This window comes from Methylocella sp. (genome assembly GCF_044226135.1).
Lineage (GTDB): Bacteria > Pseudomonadota > Alphaproteobacteria > Rhizobiales > Beijerinckiaceae > Methylocapsa.
In genome coordinates, this window is sequence record NZ_JBGAHM010000056.1 from 1 (window position 1) to 13,475 (window position 13,475).

Below are 13,475 nucleotides of genomic sequence, written 5' to 3' on the forward strand. Positions count from 1 at the left end.
GAGGCGCCGCGCGAGGTCGTCGCCCTGGGCGCCGAGGCGCTCGACCAGCGCGACGCGGCCTTCGTCGAGGCTCGCGCGGATTTCGTCGCCGCGCGCGGCGAGCGAGGCGGCGACGGCCGCGGCGGCGACGCCGAGCTCCGCCGAGAAACTGGCCGAGGCGGATTCGATGCCGCGGGCGGCCTCGCCCTCGGCCTGGCCGATCGCCAGGCGCACGCGGTCGGCGTTGGAGACGATCGTGTCGCGCTCGGCGACGAGTTCGTCGATCAGGGCGCGCACGCGGCGCTCATTGTCGGAATAGGAGCGCTCGAGGTTCGAGACCTCGGAGCGCACCAGCGTCTCGAGCTCGCCGGCGCGGGCGAGCGCCCGCTCGATGCCGTCGCCCATCGAGGCGACCTCGCGGCGGATCGCCTGCGACAGGGTGACGATCTGCTCGGTCGCGACGGTCTCCGGCCCGGCGAGATGCAGGGCGACCTCGCCGAGCGAGCGCGCGGCGGCGCGCATCTCGCGCGTGCGGCGGGCCATGGCGGCGGTCGCGAAGAAGAACACGACCGGGCCGGCGATGGCGAGGAAATAAAGCGCGGCGGCCGGCGCGGCCGAGCCCTCGGGGCCGGAAAACAGCGCCTCGCGATGCGTGACGAGATAGCCGAGCGTGAGCGCGGCCCAGGCGGCCGAGCAGAGCGCGGCGACGAGCGTCGGGGCGCGGCTCGGGCGCGCCTGCAGCTTGCGCAGCATCATCTCGCCGGCGGCGTGGCGGTCGTCGTTGGCGGGCGCGCCGCGGCGCAGGCCGGCCTCGGCGAGCGAGGCCGAAAAGCCGTCGTCGGGCGAGAGCGCCGGGTCCTCGGCGGTCGAGGGCAGGCGCGGATCGGGCTTGCGGCGCGGCTCGTCGGCGGCGTCTGGCGTGGGCTCGGGGTCGATCAGGCTCGCGCGCAGGTTGAGCGCTTCTTCGATGGCGAGCAGCGCCTCCGCGGCCGGATCGTGGATCTTGGGGGAGCTCGCCATCGCTTTCCTCGTGTCGGGGCGGCCGCGTTGGGTGTGGCTCGGGCGGAGCGTCGCGGCGCGGACGAAGTCGGAAGTTAACCAATCCTTACCTTACATGCCGGCATTGGCGATTAGAACCCGCGCCCGCCAGGGCTCTGCAAACATCGTTAACGGCCGCCGCCGCGCCGGTCCGCGGCCTGTGGCGGCGCGCGCCGAATCGGCGCGTCCGGCCTTGCGGGCGGCGCGAAGTTCCGCCATGAACGGCGCGGCGCCCTGGCGCGCCTCCGGACGACGCAGGACCGAAACGACAGGACCAAGCGACACATGCCGAAAATCACCTTCGTCGACTCCCACGGCGAGGCCCGCGAGGTCGAGGCCGAGGTCGGCTCCACCGTGATGGAGGCTGCGGTGCGCAACGCCGTCCCCGAGATCACGGCCGAATGCGGCGGCGGGTGCGCCTGCGCCACCTGCCATGTCTATGTCGACGAAGCGTGGCTCGCGCGCGCCGGCGCGCCTTCGGAGCAGGAGGAGGACATGCTCGACTTCGCCTATGAGGCCAAGGCCAATTCGCGCCTCTCCTGCCAGATCTCCATGACGCCCGAACTCGACGGGATCGTCGTCGCCACTCCCGACCGGCAGGGCTGACCGTTCGGCGCGGGGGCCTGAGCATGCGCCGCGTCGGGTTTTACGCAGGCTCGTTCGATCCGCCGACCAACGGCCATCTCGACGTGATCGTCAAGGCGGCGGCCGTGTGCGACGAACTCGTCGCCGGCGTCGGCGTCCATCCGTCGAAGACGCCGCTGTTCAGCTTCGAGGAGCGCGCCGACCTTCTGGAGCGCTGCGCGAAGGCCCCGCTCGCCGAGCGCGGCTGCGCCCTGCGCGTCGTGGCGTTTTCGGGCCTCGCGGTCGAGGCGGCCCGCGCGGCGGGGGCGAAGACGCTGGTGCGCGGCCTGCGCAACGGCTCGGACCTCGACTATGAGGCGCCGATGGCCGGCATGAACGCCGCCATGGCGCCCGAAATCGTGACGGTCTTCTTCGTCGCCTCGCCGCAGGTGAGCCACATTACCGCGACATTGGTCCGCCAGATCGCCGCCATGGGCGGGGACGTCTCGTCCTTCGCGCCGGCGCCGGCGCTCGAGGCGCTCGCCCGGAAGATGGGGCCGAAACGCTGACGCGCGGGCGGGTTTCGCGAACGGGCGACGCCCGCGAACGGGGCGAGCCCGGCGCAAGCTTCAAGACGCATAAACCATAAAGACAGGGACCGACGCCAATGAAACGCATGATCCTCGCCGGCTTCGCGCTGGCCTTCGCCTTCGCCCTCGGCCTCGGCGCGCCGCAGGCCCGCGCGGCCGACAAGGACACGGTCTTCCTCGACACCAAGGACGGGCGGATCGTCATCAGGCTTCGGCCCGACCTCGCGCCCAAACATGTGGCGCAGATCGAGACGCTGACGAAAAAGGGCTTTTACGACGGGATCGTGTTCCACCGGGTGATCGACGGCTTCATGGCCCAGACCGGCGACCCGACCGGCACGGGGACGGGCAAGTCCGACCTGCCCAACATCAAGGCCGAATTCTCCGCGACGCCGTTCAAGCGCGGGACGGTCGGCATGGCGCGCTCGTCCGACCCCGATTCGGCCAATTCGCAGTTCTTCATCGTCTTCGCCGACGCGCCCTTCCTCAACGGCAAATACACCGTGGTCGGCGAGGTCGTCTCGGGCATGGACGTGGTCGACAAGATCAAGAAGGGCGCGACCGAGCAGAACGGGGCGGTGAGCCAGCCCGACAAGATCGTCAAGATGCAGATGGCGACGGACGCCAAGAAATAGCGCCAAGAAATAGCGCCAGGAAATAGCGCCAGGAACAAGGCCCGGACCCCGCGCAAAAAAACGCGCGGGTTTACGGCGGCGCCTGCTTCGTCTATGTGATCGCGCCGAAGCGGCCGCTCTCCCGCGGCCCCGGCGTCGCCGCTCGCCTGCCCGGCCTTCACGACCTCGCCCCGGCGGGGCCCGGACGCGGCGAGCCCCGCCGCGACGAACAGCAGGAGTCTCCATGGCCAACCCCGGCGACACGCTCACGCTCGAAACCACCCAAGGCCCCGTCGTCATCGAGATGCGGCCCGATCTCGCCCCGGCCCATGTGGCCCACATCAAGAAGCTCGTCGAAGAGAAGTTTTACGACGGCGTCGTCTTTCACCGCGTGATCGACGGCTTCATGGCGCAGACCGGCTGCCCGCACGGCACCGGCACGGGCGGCTCGAAATATCCGAACGTCAAGGCCGAGTTCAACGCCGAGCCGCATGTGCGCGGCACGGTCTCCATGGCGCGCGCGTCCGACCCGAACTCCGCCAATTCGCAGTTCTTCATCTGCTTCGCCGACGCGCGCTTCCTCGACCGCAACTATACGGTCTGGGGCAAGGTCGTCTCCGGCATGGAGAACGTCGACAAGATCAAGCGCGGCGAGCCGGTCAAGGATCCCGACAAGATCCTGCACGCGACGCTGAGCTGAGCCTTCGTCAGATTCCGGCGCGGCGCGCCTGAGCCGACCTCATGCGCGTCGACCTGTTCGATTTCGACCTGCCGGACCGCCTCATCGCCCTGCGCCCGGCCGAGCCGCGCGACGCCGCGCGGCTCCTGTGCGTGCGCCCGGGCGCGGCGGCCGCCCGACAGGGGAGCGCGCCGCCGGCGCCGGGCCTCGGCCGCGCCGCGCCGGCGCTCGAAGACCGGCGCGTGAGCGACCTGCCGGGCCTGCTGCGGCCGGGCGACCTGCTCGTCGTCAATGACACGCGGGTCATTCCGGCGCGGCTCGACGGCTTTCGCGCAAGGGGCGAAGGCCGGGCCCATATCGAAGCCACGCTGCACAAGCGCGAGGGGGCGGACCTCTGGCGCGCCTTTTTGCGTCCCGCCAAGAAGCTGAGGCTCGGCGAAAGGATCGTGTTTTCGGCGCGCGGCGCCATCGAGGGCGCGGCCGGGGGCCCGACGCTTGCGGCCGAGGCGCTGGAAAAGGGCGAGGGCGGCGAGGTTCTGCTGCGCTTCGAGCGCGCCGGCGAAGCGCTCGACGCCGCGCTCGAAGCGGTCGGCGCCATGCCGCTGCCGCCCTATATCGCCGCGAGGCGCCCGGGCGACGACGAAGACCGCGCCGATTACCAGACCATTTTCGCGGCAAGGCCCGGCGCCGTCGCCGCCCCGACCGCGAGCCTGCATTTTACGCCCGCGCTGCTTGCGGCGCTGGAGCGGGCCGGCGTCGGCCTCGTCCGCGTCACGCTGCATGTCGGCGCCGGCACCTTTCTGCCGGTGAAGGCGCAAGACACCGAAGGGCACCAGATGCACGCCGAATGGGGAGAGGTGTCAGCCGCCGCCGCCGCCGCGCTCAACGCCGCGCGGGCCGCGGGCGGGCGCGTCGTCGCCGCCGGCACGACCTCGCTGCGCATCCTCGAATCCGCCGCGAATGAAGACGGGACGATCGCGCCCTTTGCGGGCGAGACCTCGATCTTCATCACGCCCGGCTATCGCTTCAGGGCGGTCGACGCGCTGCTGACCAATTTCCACCTGCCGCGCTCGACCCTGTTCATGCTGGTCTGCGCCTTCAGCGGGCTCAAGGCCATGCGCGCCGCCTACGCCCATGCGATCTCAGAAAACTACCGCTTCTTTTCCTATGGCGACGCCTGCCTGCTGTTTCCGGAGGCGGCCCCGTGAGCGAGGCTTTCTCGTTCAGGCTGCTGGCGCAGGACGGCGCGGCGCGGAGGGGCGAAATCTCGACGCCGCGCGGAAACATCCGTACGCCGGCCTTCATGCCGGTCGGCACGGCGGCGACGGTCAAGGCCATGCATCCCGGACGCGTCGCCGCGACCGGGGCCGACGTCGTGCTCGCCAACACCTATCATCTGATGCTGCGGCCGGGGCCTGAGCGCGTCGCGCGGCTCGGCGGGCTGCATCGCCTCATGAACTGGCCGGGGCCGATCCTGACCGATTCGGGCGGATTTCAGGTCATGTCGCTCGCCAGGCTGCGCAAGCTGACCGAGGAGGGCGTCGCCTTCCAGAGCCATATCGACGGCTCGCGCCACATGCTGACGCCCGAGCGCTCGATGGAGATCCAGCATCTGCTTGGCGCCGACATCCAGATGCAGTTCGACGAATGCGTGAGGCTGCCCTGTTCCGACGACGAGGCGCGGCGCGCCATGGAGCTGTCGCTGCGCTGGGCCGCGCGCTCGAAAGCCGCCTTCGCGCGCGCGCCGGGCCGGGCGCTGTTTGGCATCGTGCAGGGCGGCGCCTCGAAGCCGCTGCGGGTCGAGAGCGCGCGGGCGCTCGTTTCCATGGGCTTCGAGGGCCATGCGCTCGGCGGCCTCGCCGTCGGCGAGCCGCAGGCGGTGATGCTCGACATGATCGAGACCGCCGAGCCCGAACTGCCGCGTGACAAGCCGCGCTATCTGATGGGGGTCGGCACGCCCGACGACCTCATCGAGGCGGTCGCGCGCGGGATCGACATGTTCGACTGCGTGATGCCGACGCGGGCGGGACGGCACGGGCTCGCCTATTCGCGCTTCGGCAAGATTAACCTGCGCAACGCGCGGCACGCCGAGGACGTTGCGCCGATCGACCCCGCGTCGGACAACGCCGCGACGAACAGCTGGTCGCGCGCCTATCTGCATCATCTCGTCAAGGCCGGCGAGATTTTGGGGATGATGCTGCTGACCGAGGTCAATCTCGCCTATTATCAGGCGCTGATGGCGGGGGCGCGGGCGGCGGTCGCGCAGGGGCGGTTCGCGGACTATCGCGCCGAGGTCAAAGAGGGCTGGGCGCGCGGCGAAGGCGCGGCCTGAGGGCGCGCCCCGGGCGGCGCCCGGCCTGAGGCTCAGTCCTTCTTCTTGTCGGCGGCCTCATTGGCCTGGCTCGCGCAGACGACATGCGTTTCGGTGCGGGTCACGCCATAGCCTTCGTCGAGCGCCACCTGCTCGGCGACGCAGCCGTCCTTCAGCGCGGCCTGCTTCTGGCCCTCGGCCAGCGAGGCCTCGGGGATCGCCATATAAGCTGCGGTGAGGACGGAGAGCGAGACCGCCAAACCGAAAACCGAACCCAGCCTGATCATGTCGCATCCGTCTCTACGCCGGGGGCGCCGCCGCCGCCCGGCTCGATGAAAGGCGCGACTTTGGTAGCGGAGGCGGGCGCTTGCGCGCTAGTGCAGCGGCGCAACAGGGACGGGTCTTCGGCGCCGCGGCGCGCGCCAGGGTGGCGTCGGCTTTAAATTTCCTTGTTCATCGGAGAGACGGCCAGCTGTGGCGTGGGCCGATTGACCGCCAAACAGCCTGCGAGCGCCTCGCCAGACATGGAACAAAAACAGAACTTGCATCCGCCGGCCGCCGCCGCTACCCCTAGCCCATGGGAAAGACCGTCAAGCCGCCGCCGCCGTCCTCGGGCGGGACCGAGCCCGTCAATCTGCGCGAGGCGCTCGAAGAACGCTATCTCGCCTATGCGCTTTCGACCATCATGGGCCGGGCGCTGCCCGACGCGCGCGACGGGCTCAAGCCCGTGCACCGGCGCATCCTCTACGGCATGCAGATTTTGCGGCTCGACCCCGGCGCCGCCTTCAAGAAATGCGCGAAAATCGTCGGCGACGTGATGGGCTCGTTCCATCCGCACGGCGACCAGGCGATCTATGACGCGCTCGTGCGCCTCGCGCAGGATTTTTCGTCGCGCTATCCGCTGATCGACGGCCAGGGCAATTTCGGCAACATCGACGGCGACGGGGCCGCCGCCTACCGCTACACCGAAGCGCGCATGACCGACGTCGCGCGCCTGCTGCTCGAAGGCATCGACGAGGACTGCGTCGATTTCCGCGACAATTATTCGGGCGACCAGAGCGAGCCCGCCGTGCTGCCCTCGGCCCTGCCGAACCTGCTCGCCAATGGCGCGCAGGGCATCGCCGTCGGCATGGCGACCTCGATTCCGCCGCACAATCTCGCCGAGCTCTGCGACGCGGCGCTTTATCTTCTCGCCCATTCGGACGCCTCGACCGAACAGCTGCTCGCCTTCGCGCCCGGCCCCGATTTCCCGACCGGCGGGGTGATCGTCGAATCGAAGGCCTCGCTGATCGAGACCTATTCGACCGGGCGCGGCGCGATCCGCCTGCGCGCGCGCTGGCGCCGCGAGGAGGGCGCGCGCGGCGTCTGGAGCGTCGTCGTCACTGAAATCCCTTATATGGTCCAGAAGTCGCGCCTGATCGAAAAGATCGCCGAGCTTCTCAATGACAAGAAGCTGCCGCTCGTCGGCGACCTGCGCGACGAATCGGCCGAGGACGTGCGCGTGGTCATCGAGCCGAAGAGCCGGACCGTCGATCCCGCCCTGATGATGGAGCATCTGTTCCGGCTGAGCGAGCTCGAGACGCGCTTTCCGGTCAATCTGAACGTGCTTGAAAACGGCGTCGCGCCGCGGGTCGTCTCGTTCGGGGAGGCGCTGCGGCAATGGCTCGACCACCGGCGCGAGGTGCTGCGCCGGCGCGCCGGCCATCGCCTCGCCGAGATCGTGCGCCGGCTCGAACTCGTCGCCGGCATGCTGGTCGTGTTTTTGAACCTCGACGAGGTGATCCGCATCATCCGCGAGGAGGACGAGCCGAAGGAGAGGCTTCAGGCGGTCTTTTCGCTGACCGAGCTTCAGGTCAATTACGTGCTCGACACGCGGCTGCGCAGCCTGCGCCGGCTCGAGGAGATGGAGCTGCGGCGCGAGCATGACGCGCTCGAGGCCGAGAAGGCCGAGGTCGAGGGCCTGCTTGCCGACGAGGCGCGGCAGTGGCGCAAGATCGCCGCCGAGATCCGGGAGCTCAAGAAGAAATTCGGCCCCGAGACGAAGCTTGGCAAACGCCGCACGAGCTTCGAGGCCGCGCCCGACCTTGGCGAGATCGACGTCGCGAGCGCGCTGATCGAGCGCGAGCCGGTGACCGTCGTGCTGTCGCAGAAGGGCTGGGTGCGGGCGCTCAAGGGCCATGTCGCGGATCTCTCGACGCTGACCTTCAAGGCCGACGACGCGCTGGCCTTCTCGGTCTTCGCCGAGACGGTCTCGAAGATCCTGCTGCTTGCGAGCGACGGGCGCGTGTTCACGCTCGACGCCGGCAAGCTGCCCGGCGGGCGCGGGCAGGGCGAGCCGCTGCGCCTGTTCGCCGACGTCGGCGAAGGCGAGACGATCGAGGCGGCGGCCGTCTACGAGCCCGGCCGGAAGACGCTCGTCGCCGCGAGCGACGGGCGCGGCTTTGTCGCGCCGCAGGACGAGATGATCGGCGGCACGCGCAAGGGCAAGGCGCTGCTCAACGTCGAGAAGCCGGCGAAGGCGCGCCTGTTCGTTTCGGCCGAGGGCGACCATGTGGCCTGCGTCGGCGACAATCGCAAGCTGCTCGTGTTTCCGCTGGAGCAGGTCCCGGAGATGGCCCGCGGCAAGGGCGTGCGGCTGCAGAAATATCGCGACGGCGGCCTCGCCGACGCGCGCGTGTTCAGGCTCGCCGACGGTCTCTCATGGACGGATACGGCCGGGCGGACCCATGTGGTCGCGGCGGCCGATCTCGCCGAATGGGTCGGCGCGCGGGCCGAGGCGGGGCGCCTGCCGCCGCGCGGCTTTCCAAAGAGCAACAGGTTCGGGTGAGCGGCGCGCGGCGGGCGCCCGAAAAGACGAAGGGGGGAGACGGCGGGCGCGCGCGGCCTACTCCACCCGCTCCCAGCCGTTCATGGTGAGCCGCTCCTGCGGCAAAAAACGTTCCTTGTAGGCCATCTTCTGCGAGCCCTCGACCCAATAGCCGAGATAGACATGCGGCAGGCCGAGGCGGCGGGCGCGCTCGATATGGTCGAGGATCATGAAGGTGCCGAGCGAACGCTGCGGATGGTCCGGCGCATAGAAGGAATAGACCATCGAGAGGCCGTCGGCGAGCAGGTCGGTGAGGCAGGCGGCGACGAGCTCGCCCTCGCCGCGGCGCTCGGGGTCGCGGGCGCGATATTCGACCAGCCGGCTTTCGACATGGGTGTCCTCGACCATCATGGAATAGTCGAGCACGGTCATGTCGGCCATGCCGCCTTCGCCGTGGCGGGCGTCGAGATAGCGGCGGAAAAGGGCGTATTGCTCGGCGGTCGGCTCGGTGCGGCCGACGCCGCTGACGAGATCGTGGTTGCGCTCGAGCGCGCGGCGGAACGTCTTCGACCAGCGGAATTCGTCGACCTTGACCCGGACCGAGACGCAGGCGCGGCAGCGCTCGCAGGCCGGGCGATAGGCGATGGTCTGCGAGCGGCGGAAGCCTGACAGGGTGAGCTGGTCGTTGAGGCCGACGGCGCGCCCGCCGATGAGATGCGTGAAGACCTTCCGCTCCTGACGGTCGGGCAGATAGGGGCAGGGAGCGGGAGCCGTGAGATAGAACTGCGGCGCGTCGCGCGGTTCTCGCGTCAAGCTGGTCTGCCCTTTCGAACCGGTCTTCATGTCTGATCGTCAACGCTAGCGTTTTCAGCGCCGGCCGCAACTGAAATCATGCGCCGGCCCAAAGGGCGCGGGCCAAAAGGGCGCGGGCCGGAAAGGCGCGGCCCATGCGGCCGCCGGACGGTCATCGCGGCCGGCGCGTGACGACCACGCCGGCCAGAATGTCATGCAGGCAGCGCCGCCCCTCCGTCACAAGCGCGACGAGAAAGATCGGCATGAACATGGTCGAGACATAGAACATCACGGCGTGGGCCGCGGCGATGAGAAAAGACACGCGCCCGCCGTCGGTCGTGCGCATTTCGAGGTCCATGGCCTTCATGCCGGGCGTCGCCATGTTCGGGCCCGACACCGTCAGGCCGTTGTAGAAGAAGGCGACGAAGGGAAAGATCGGCGGCAGCAGGAGGAGCGACAGGCCGAGCGTCACGAAGGCGAGCGCGAAGAAGATCGCGGCCGAGAACAGCGACACCAAAATGAAGTCGAGGCAGAAGGCGCAGACGCGCCGCGTCAGCACGCCCGAAAAAGCGGCGCGCGGAAGGTTTTCGGGCAGATAGGCCGGGGCGGCGTAGCTCATCCGCTCGGCGCCGCGAAGATCGCTCATCGGGTCCGTTTCGCTCAAGGAGGGGCAGTCGGCGCATCCGGTCGCCCGTCACCGCGCCGTCTCCTGATATTTGGCCTCGCCGCGGCGGCGCGCAAGGGGCGGGTTTTCGCGTGCCTTGCGCCGCCGCCGCGGCGCGAAGCCTGTTGCGCGCCGCAAAAAACAGGCCATAAAACCTGTCGGACGCCGCGTCTCGAAACGGGCGCCCGACCATGCGGAGGGGGGATGCGCCGCCTGCCGACGACCGACGAAACGGACATCGAGGCCGCGCGCCGCGCCGCGGCCGAACTCGGCTTCGTTCCGCTGCGCGACGTCGCGCCGCAGATCGTCGAGGACATGCGCTATGCGGGCCGCGCGAATTTTCTCGGCCGTCCGGTCCCGGGCTATGCGGCGGCGCGCTGCTGGCTGCGGCGCGAGGCGGCCGGGGCGCTCGCGGCGGCGGCGCGCGAAGCCGCGGCCGAGGGGCTGACGCTCGTCGTCTACGACGGCTACCGGCCGCAGCGCGCGACCCGCGCCTTCGTCGCCTGGGCGCAGGACCCGGCGGACGTCGCGATGAAGGCGGAGCATTATCCGCATCTCGACAAGAAAGACCTGTTCAAGCTCGGCTATATTGCGCGCGAATCGCAGCATTCGACGGGCGCCGCGGTCGACCTCGCCTTTCTCGGCCTCGACTTCGGCTCGCCGTTCGATCTGTTCGACCCTGTTTCGGGCTATGGCGCGGAGCAGATCCCGCCGCAGGCGAAGCAGAACCGCGCGCGCCTGCGCGCCCTGATGGAGCGCTGCGGCTTCGCCGGCCTCGAACAGGAATGGTGGCATTTTTCGCTGCGCGCGCTTGAGGGCGCGCCGCCGCAGGATTTCGAGGTGGTCTGATGCGCCAGAGCCTGCGCGAGATCGAGGTTGCGACGCGCGGGCGCGGCCTTGTCGAGATCACGCGCGAGGCCGACGATTTCGTGCGCGCCGAAGGCGTCGAGACCGGGCTCCTCACCCTGTTCTGCCGCCACACCTCGGCGTCGCTCCTGATCCAGGAGAACGCCGACCCGGACGTGCGCGCCGACCTCGAACATTTCTTCGCGCGCCTCGCGCCGGAGGCGCAGGGGCTCTATGTCCATGACGCCGAGGGGCCTGACGACATGCCGGCGCATATTCGCGCGGCGCTGACCCAGACCCAGCTTGGCGTGCCGGTCGGCGCCGGCGCCATGACGCTCGGGACCTGGCAGGGCATCTATCTTTTCGAGCACCGGCGCGCGCCGCACAGGCGGCGCGTCGCGCTGCATCTGATCGGCGCGTGACGCACGCGCATGGACAGCAAGGCGACTGAGACGACCATGACCCAGAAAGACTCCGTAAGCGCGGCCGTGCTCGTCATCGGCGACGAGATCCTGTCCGGGCGCACCAGGGACACGAACAGCGGCCATATCGCCGACACGCTTTTTTCGCTCGGCGTCGACCTGCGCGAGATCCGCGTGGTCGGCGACGACGTCGGCGAGATCGCCGCCGCGCTCAACGCGCTCAGGGCGCGCTTCGACTATGTGTTCACGACCGGCGGCATCGGCCCGACCCATGACGACGTCACCGCCGACGCCGTGGGCGCGGCCTTCGGCGTCGAGGTCAGGGAGGATGAGCGCGCCATCGCCATGCTGCTCGAACGCGTCAGGCCGCAGGATCTGAACGAGGCGCGCCGCCGCATGGCGCGCATCCCGCTCGGCGCCGAACTCATCGAGAACGACGTCTCGAAGGCGCCGGGCTTCTGGATCGGCAATGTCGTCGCCATGGCCGGCGTGCCGGCGATCATGAAGGCCATGCTCGACCGGGTCGCGCCGAAGCTCGACCGCGGCGCGCGCCAGCATGCGCGGGTGATCGCGGCGGGCGCCATTCCGGAAGGCGCCTACGCCGCCGAACTGAGCGAGATCGCGCAGGCCTATCCCGAACTTTCGATCGGCTCCTATCCGTCCTTCCGCAACGACAGCTTCCACAATGAGATCGTGGCGCGCGGCCGCGACGACGACAAGCTCGCCGCGGCCGCGGCGGCGATCGAAAGCCTGCTCGAGCGGCTGCGCGTCGGCGGCGCCGACCAGATGCGGACGAAGACCGTCGGATGAGCGGGGCCGAGCCGAAGGCGTTCCATGTCTCGTGGGACCAGCTGCACCGCGACGCGCGGGCGCTCGCCTGGAAGCTCGCGCGTCGCGGGCCGTTTCATGCGGTCGTGGCCGTGACGCGCGGCGGGCTGGCGCCGGCGGCGATCGTCGCGCGCGAGCTTGACCTGCGCGTCGTCGACACGTTTTGCGTCGCAAGCTATGCCGACGACAAAACGCAAGGGGCGACGCGCGTGCTCAAGGACGTGAGCGCGCCGATCGCGGCCGGCGGCGGGGCGGGCGTCCTCGTCGTCGACGATCTCGCCGACACCGGCGCGACGGCGCGCCTGCTGCGCGCCGCCCTGCCGAACGCGCTCGTCGCGACGATCTACGCCAAGCCGCTCGGCGCGCCGCTCGTCGACGAATTCGTGACCGAAGTCTCGCAGGACACATGGATCTATTTTCCATGGGACCTCGGCCTCAGCTTCCAGGCGCCGATCGCCGGGCGCGGGCGCTGAACGCCGGGCGCGGGCGCCATGCGCCGGGAGCGCGGGCGCCATGCGCGATTCCGCTTTCTTCCCGCGACGCCGCGCATTAGGGAAGAAGCGGCGGCCGCCTGCTGAAACCGGTAGACAGACCCGACTTAAAATCGGGAGCCTTCGGGCGTGCGGGTTCGAGTCCCGCGGCGGCCACCATTCGCCGCGCCAAGACGTCATCGCCGCGCCTTCGCCGGGGCGCGCCGAAATCCCGAGACGCAAGGGCGGGGAACGCCGGGCGAACGCGGCCGCCAGCGGCCGATCCAGACCGTCGCGCGCAAAAAAGGCGGCCCAAGGGCCGCCTTCCCGATCTCGCCGCCGGACGGGCGACGGTCCGCGAAGCCTATTTGGCTTCCTTTTCGATGACCGTCATCAGCTTGGCGTTGCTGTTGGAAGCGCAGGATTTCATGACGACCTCGGTGTTGCGCTCGACGTAACGCGGGTCGATCTTGGTGAGGTTCTTGCTCGCGCTGAAATAGCCGCTCATCCATGAATGCACGACGGCGCGCCGGTCGGCGGCGAGGTCCTTGAACTGCTTGCAGGTGATGAGCGACATGTCGACGTCGGCCGGGCCGCCGACGCCCTGTTTGGCGTTCGCCGCGGCGCGCGTGAGGCCGTCGAACACCGAGGCCTTCGGGTTCGTCCCGCACCACTTCTTGACGTTCTCGACGTTCTGCGCAAAGCCGTCAAAATTGACGGTGGCGTTGTTGTTCTTCTGGTTGAACCAGCCGCTCATCCAGGCCGAAAAATCATGCGAAACCTGCGGCGGCATGGCGAGATAGTCTTCGCAGGTCACCTTGGTGACGTCATAGGTGATCTGCGCCTGCGCCACGGGCGCGTAAAGCGCGCCG

At 69.7% G+C, this 13,475-nt stretch carries 15 protein-coding genes, 1 tRNA gene and 1 pseudogene; 12 read left to right on the forward strand and 5 right to left on the reverse strand.

Annotation, left to right across the window (positions count from 1 at the left end; genetic code table 11):
- Window positions 1-999, reverse strand: a pseudogene (locus ACILRB_RS15345) (apolipoprotein acyltransferase); the annotation flags it as partial.
- Window positions 1,000-1,302: 303 nt separating this feature from the next.
- On the opposite strand from ACILRB_RS15345, the gene ACILRB_RS15350 reads away from it, so the two are divergent.
- The 6 genes from ACILRB_RS15350 to tgt all read left to right on the forward strand — a co-directional run bounded on the left by ACILRB_RS15350 (window position 1,303) and on the right by tgt (window position 5,796).
- The gene (locus ACILRB_RS15350; protein ID WP_395667168.1) at window positions 1,303-1,623 is read left to right on the forward strand and encodes a 2Fe-2S iron-sulfur cluster-binding protein; all 321 of its coding nucleotides are present in this window, start codon (window positions 1,303-1,305) and stop codon (window positions 1,621-1,623) included.
- 23 nt (window positions 1,624-1,646) lie between these two features.
- The gene (gene coaD, locus ACILRB_RS15355) at window positions 1,647-2,150 is read left to right on the forward strand and encodes a pantetheine-phosphate adenylyltransferase (protein ID WP_395667169.1); all 504 of its coding nucleotides are present in this window, start codon (window positions 1,647-1,649) and stop codon (window positions 2,148-2,150) included.
- Window positions 2,151-2,248: 98 nt separating this feature from the next.
- On the forward strand, window positions 2,249-2,806 hold the full coding sequence (locus tag ACILRB_RS15360; RefSeq protein ID WP_395667170.1) for a peptidylprolyl isomerase: 558 nt from the start codon (window positions 2,249-2,251) through the stop codon (window positions 2,804-2,806).
- 223 nt (window positions 2,807-3,029) lie between these two features.
- A complete protein-coding gene (locus ACILRB_RS15365; RefSeq protein WP_395667171.1) occupies window positions 3,030-3,485 on the forward strand; it encodes a peptidylprolyl isomerase in 456 nt (151 codons plus the stop codon).
- 41 nt (window positions 3,486-3,526) lie between these two features.
- Complete coding sequence (queA, locus tag ACILRB_RS15370; RefSeq protein ID WP_395667172.1) at window positions 3,527-4,672, forward strand: tRNA preQ1(34) S-adenosylmethionine ribosyltransferase-isomerase QueA; 1,146 nt, start codon at window positions 3,527-3,529, stop codon at window positions 4,670-4,672.
- A complete protein-coding gene (gene tgt / locus ACILRB_RS15375; RefSeq protein WP_395667173.1) occupies window positions 4,669-5,796 on the forward strand; it encodes a tRNA guanosine(34) transglycosylase Tgt in 1,128 nt (375 codons plus the stop codon). Before queA ends, tgt begins: the two co-directional genes overlap by 4 nt.
- Before the next feature lie 32 nt (window positions 5,797-5,828).
- On the opposite strand, the gene ACILRB_RS15380 is transcribed toward tgt, so the two are convergent.
- A complete protein-coding gene (locus tag ACILRB_RS15380; protein WP_395667174.1) occupies window positions 5,829-6,062 on the reverse strand; it encodes a hypothetical protein in 234 nt (77 codons plus the stop codon).
- Window positions 6,063-6,352: 290 nt separating this feature from the next.
- On the opposite strand from ACILRB_RS15380, the gene parC reads away from it, so the two are divergent.
- Window positions 6,353-8,602 carry a DNA topoisomerase IV subunit A gene (gene parC / locus ACILRB_RS15385; protein WP_395667175.1) on the forward strand — a complete coding sequence of 750 codons (2,250 nt, stop codon included), beginning with the start codon at window positions 6,353-6,355 and terminating at the stop codon, window positions 8,600-8,602.
- 57 nt (window positions 8,603-8,659) lie between these two features.
- On the opposite strand, the gene ACILRB_RS15390 is transcribed toward parC, so the two are convergent.
- The gene (locus ACILRB_RS15390; protein WP_395667176.1) at window positions 8,660-9,394 is read right to left on the reverse strand and encodes an arginyltransferase; all 735 of its coding nucleotides are present in this window, start codon (window positions 9,392-9,394) and stop codon (window positions 8,660-8,662) included.
- Window positions 9,395-9,545: 151 nt separating this feature from the next.
- Window positions 9,546-10,019 (reverse strand): RDD family protein, encoded by a 474-nt coding sequence (locus ACILRB_RS15395; protein WP_395667177.1) that lies wholly within the window; start codon window positions 10,017-10,019, stop codon window positions 9,546-9,548.
- A gap of 222 nt (window positions 10,020-10,241) precedes the next feature.
- Between ACILRB_RS15395 and ACILRB_RS15400 the strand changes: the two genes are divergently transcribed.
- The 5 genes from ACILRB_RS15400 to ACILRB_RS15420 all read left to right on the forward strand — a co-directional run bounded on the left by ACILRB_RS15400 (window position 10,242) and on the right by ACILRB_RS15420 (window position 12,783).
- Window positions 10,242-10,886, forward strand: coding sequence for a M15 family metallopeptidase (locus tag ACILRB_RS15400; RefSeq protein ID WP_395667178.1), 645 nt, complete (start codon window positions 10,242-10,244; stop codon window positions 10,884-10,886).
- Complete coding sequence (locus tag ACILRB_RS15405) at window positions 10,886-11,305, forward strand: secondary thiamine-phosphate synthase enzyme YjbQ (RefSeq protein WP_395667179.1); 420 nt, start codon at window positions 10,886-10,888, stop codon at window positions 11,303-11,305. Before ACILRB_RS15400 ends, ACILRB_RS15405 begins: the two co-directional genes overlap by 1 nt.
- Before the next feature lie 36 nt (window positions 11,306-11,341).
- Window positions 11,342-12,115: a competence/damage-inducible protein A gene (locus ACILRB_RS15410; protein ID WP_395667180.1), complete on the forward strand. Its 774-nt coding sequence runs from the start codon at window positions 11,342-11,344 to the stop codon at window positions 12,113-12,115.
- Complete coding sequence (gpt, locus tag ACILRB_RS15415) at window positions 12,112-12,606, forward strand: xanthine phosphoribosyltransferase (protein ID WP_395667181.1); 495 nt, start codon at window positions 12,112-12,114, stop codon at window positions 12,604-12,606. The genes ACILRB_RS15410 and gpt overlap by 4 nt, the downstream gene beginning before the upstream one ends.
- Window positions 12,607-12,698: 92 nt before the next feature.
- Window positions 12,699-12,783 (forward strand) — tRNA-Leu (locus ACILRB_RS15420).
- 184 nt (window positions 12,784-12,967) lie between these two features.
- Here the strand turns inward: ACILRB_RS15420 and ACILRB_RS15425 are convergent.
- A partial coding sequence (locus ACILRB_RS15425) for an HdeA/HdeB family chaperone (RefSeq protein WP_395667182.1) occupies window positions 12,968-13,475 on the reverse strand: 508 nt, incomplete at its 5' end.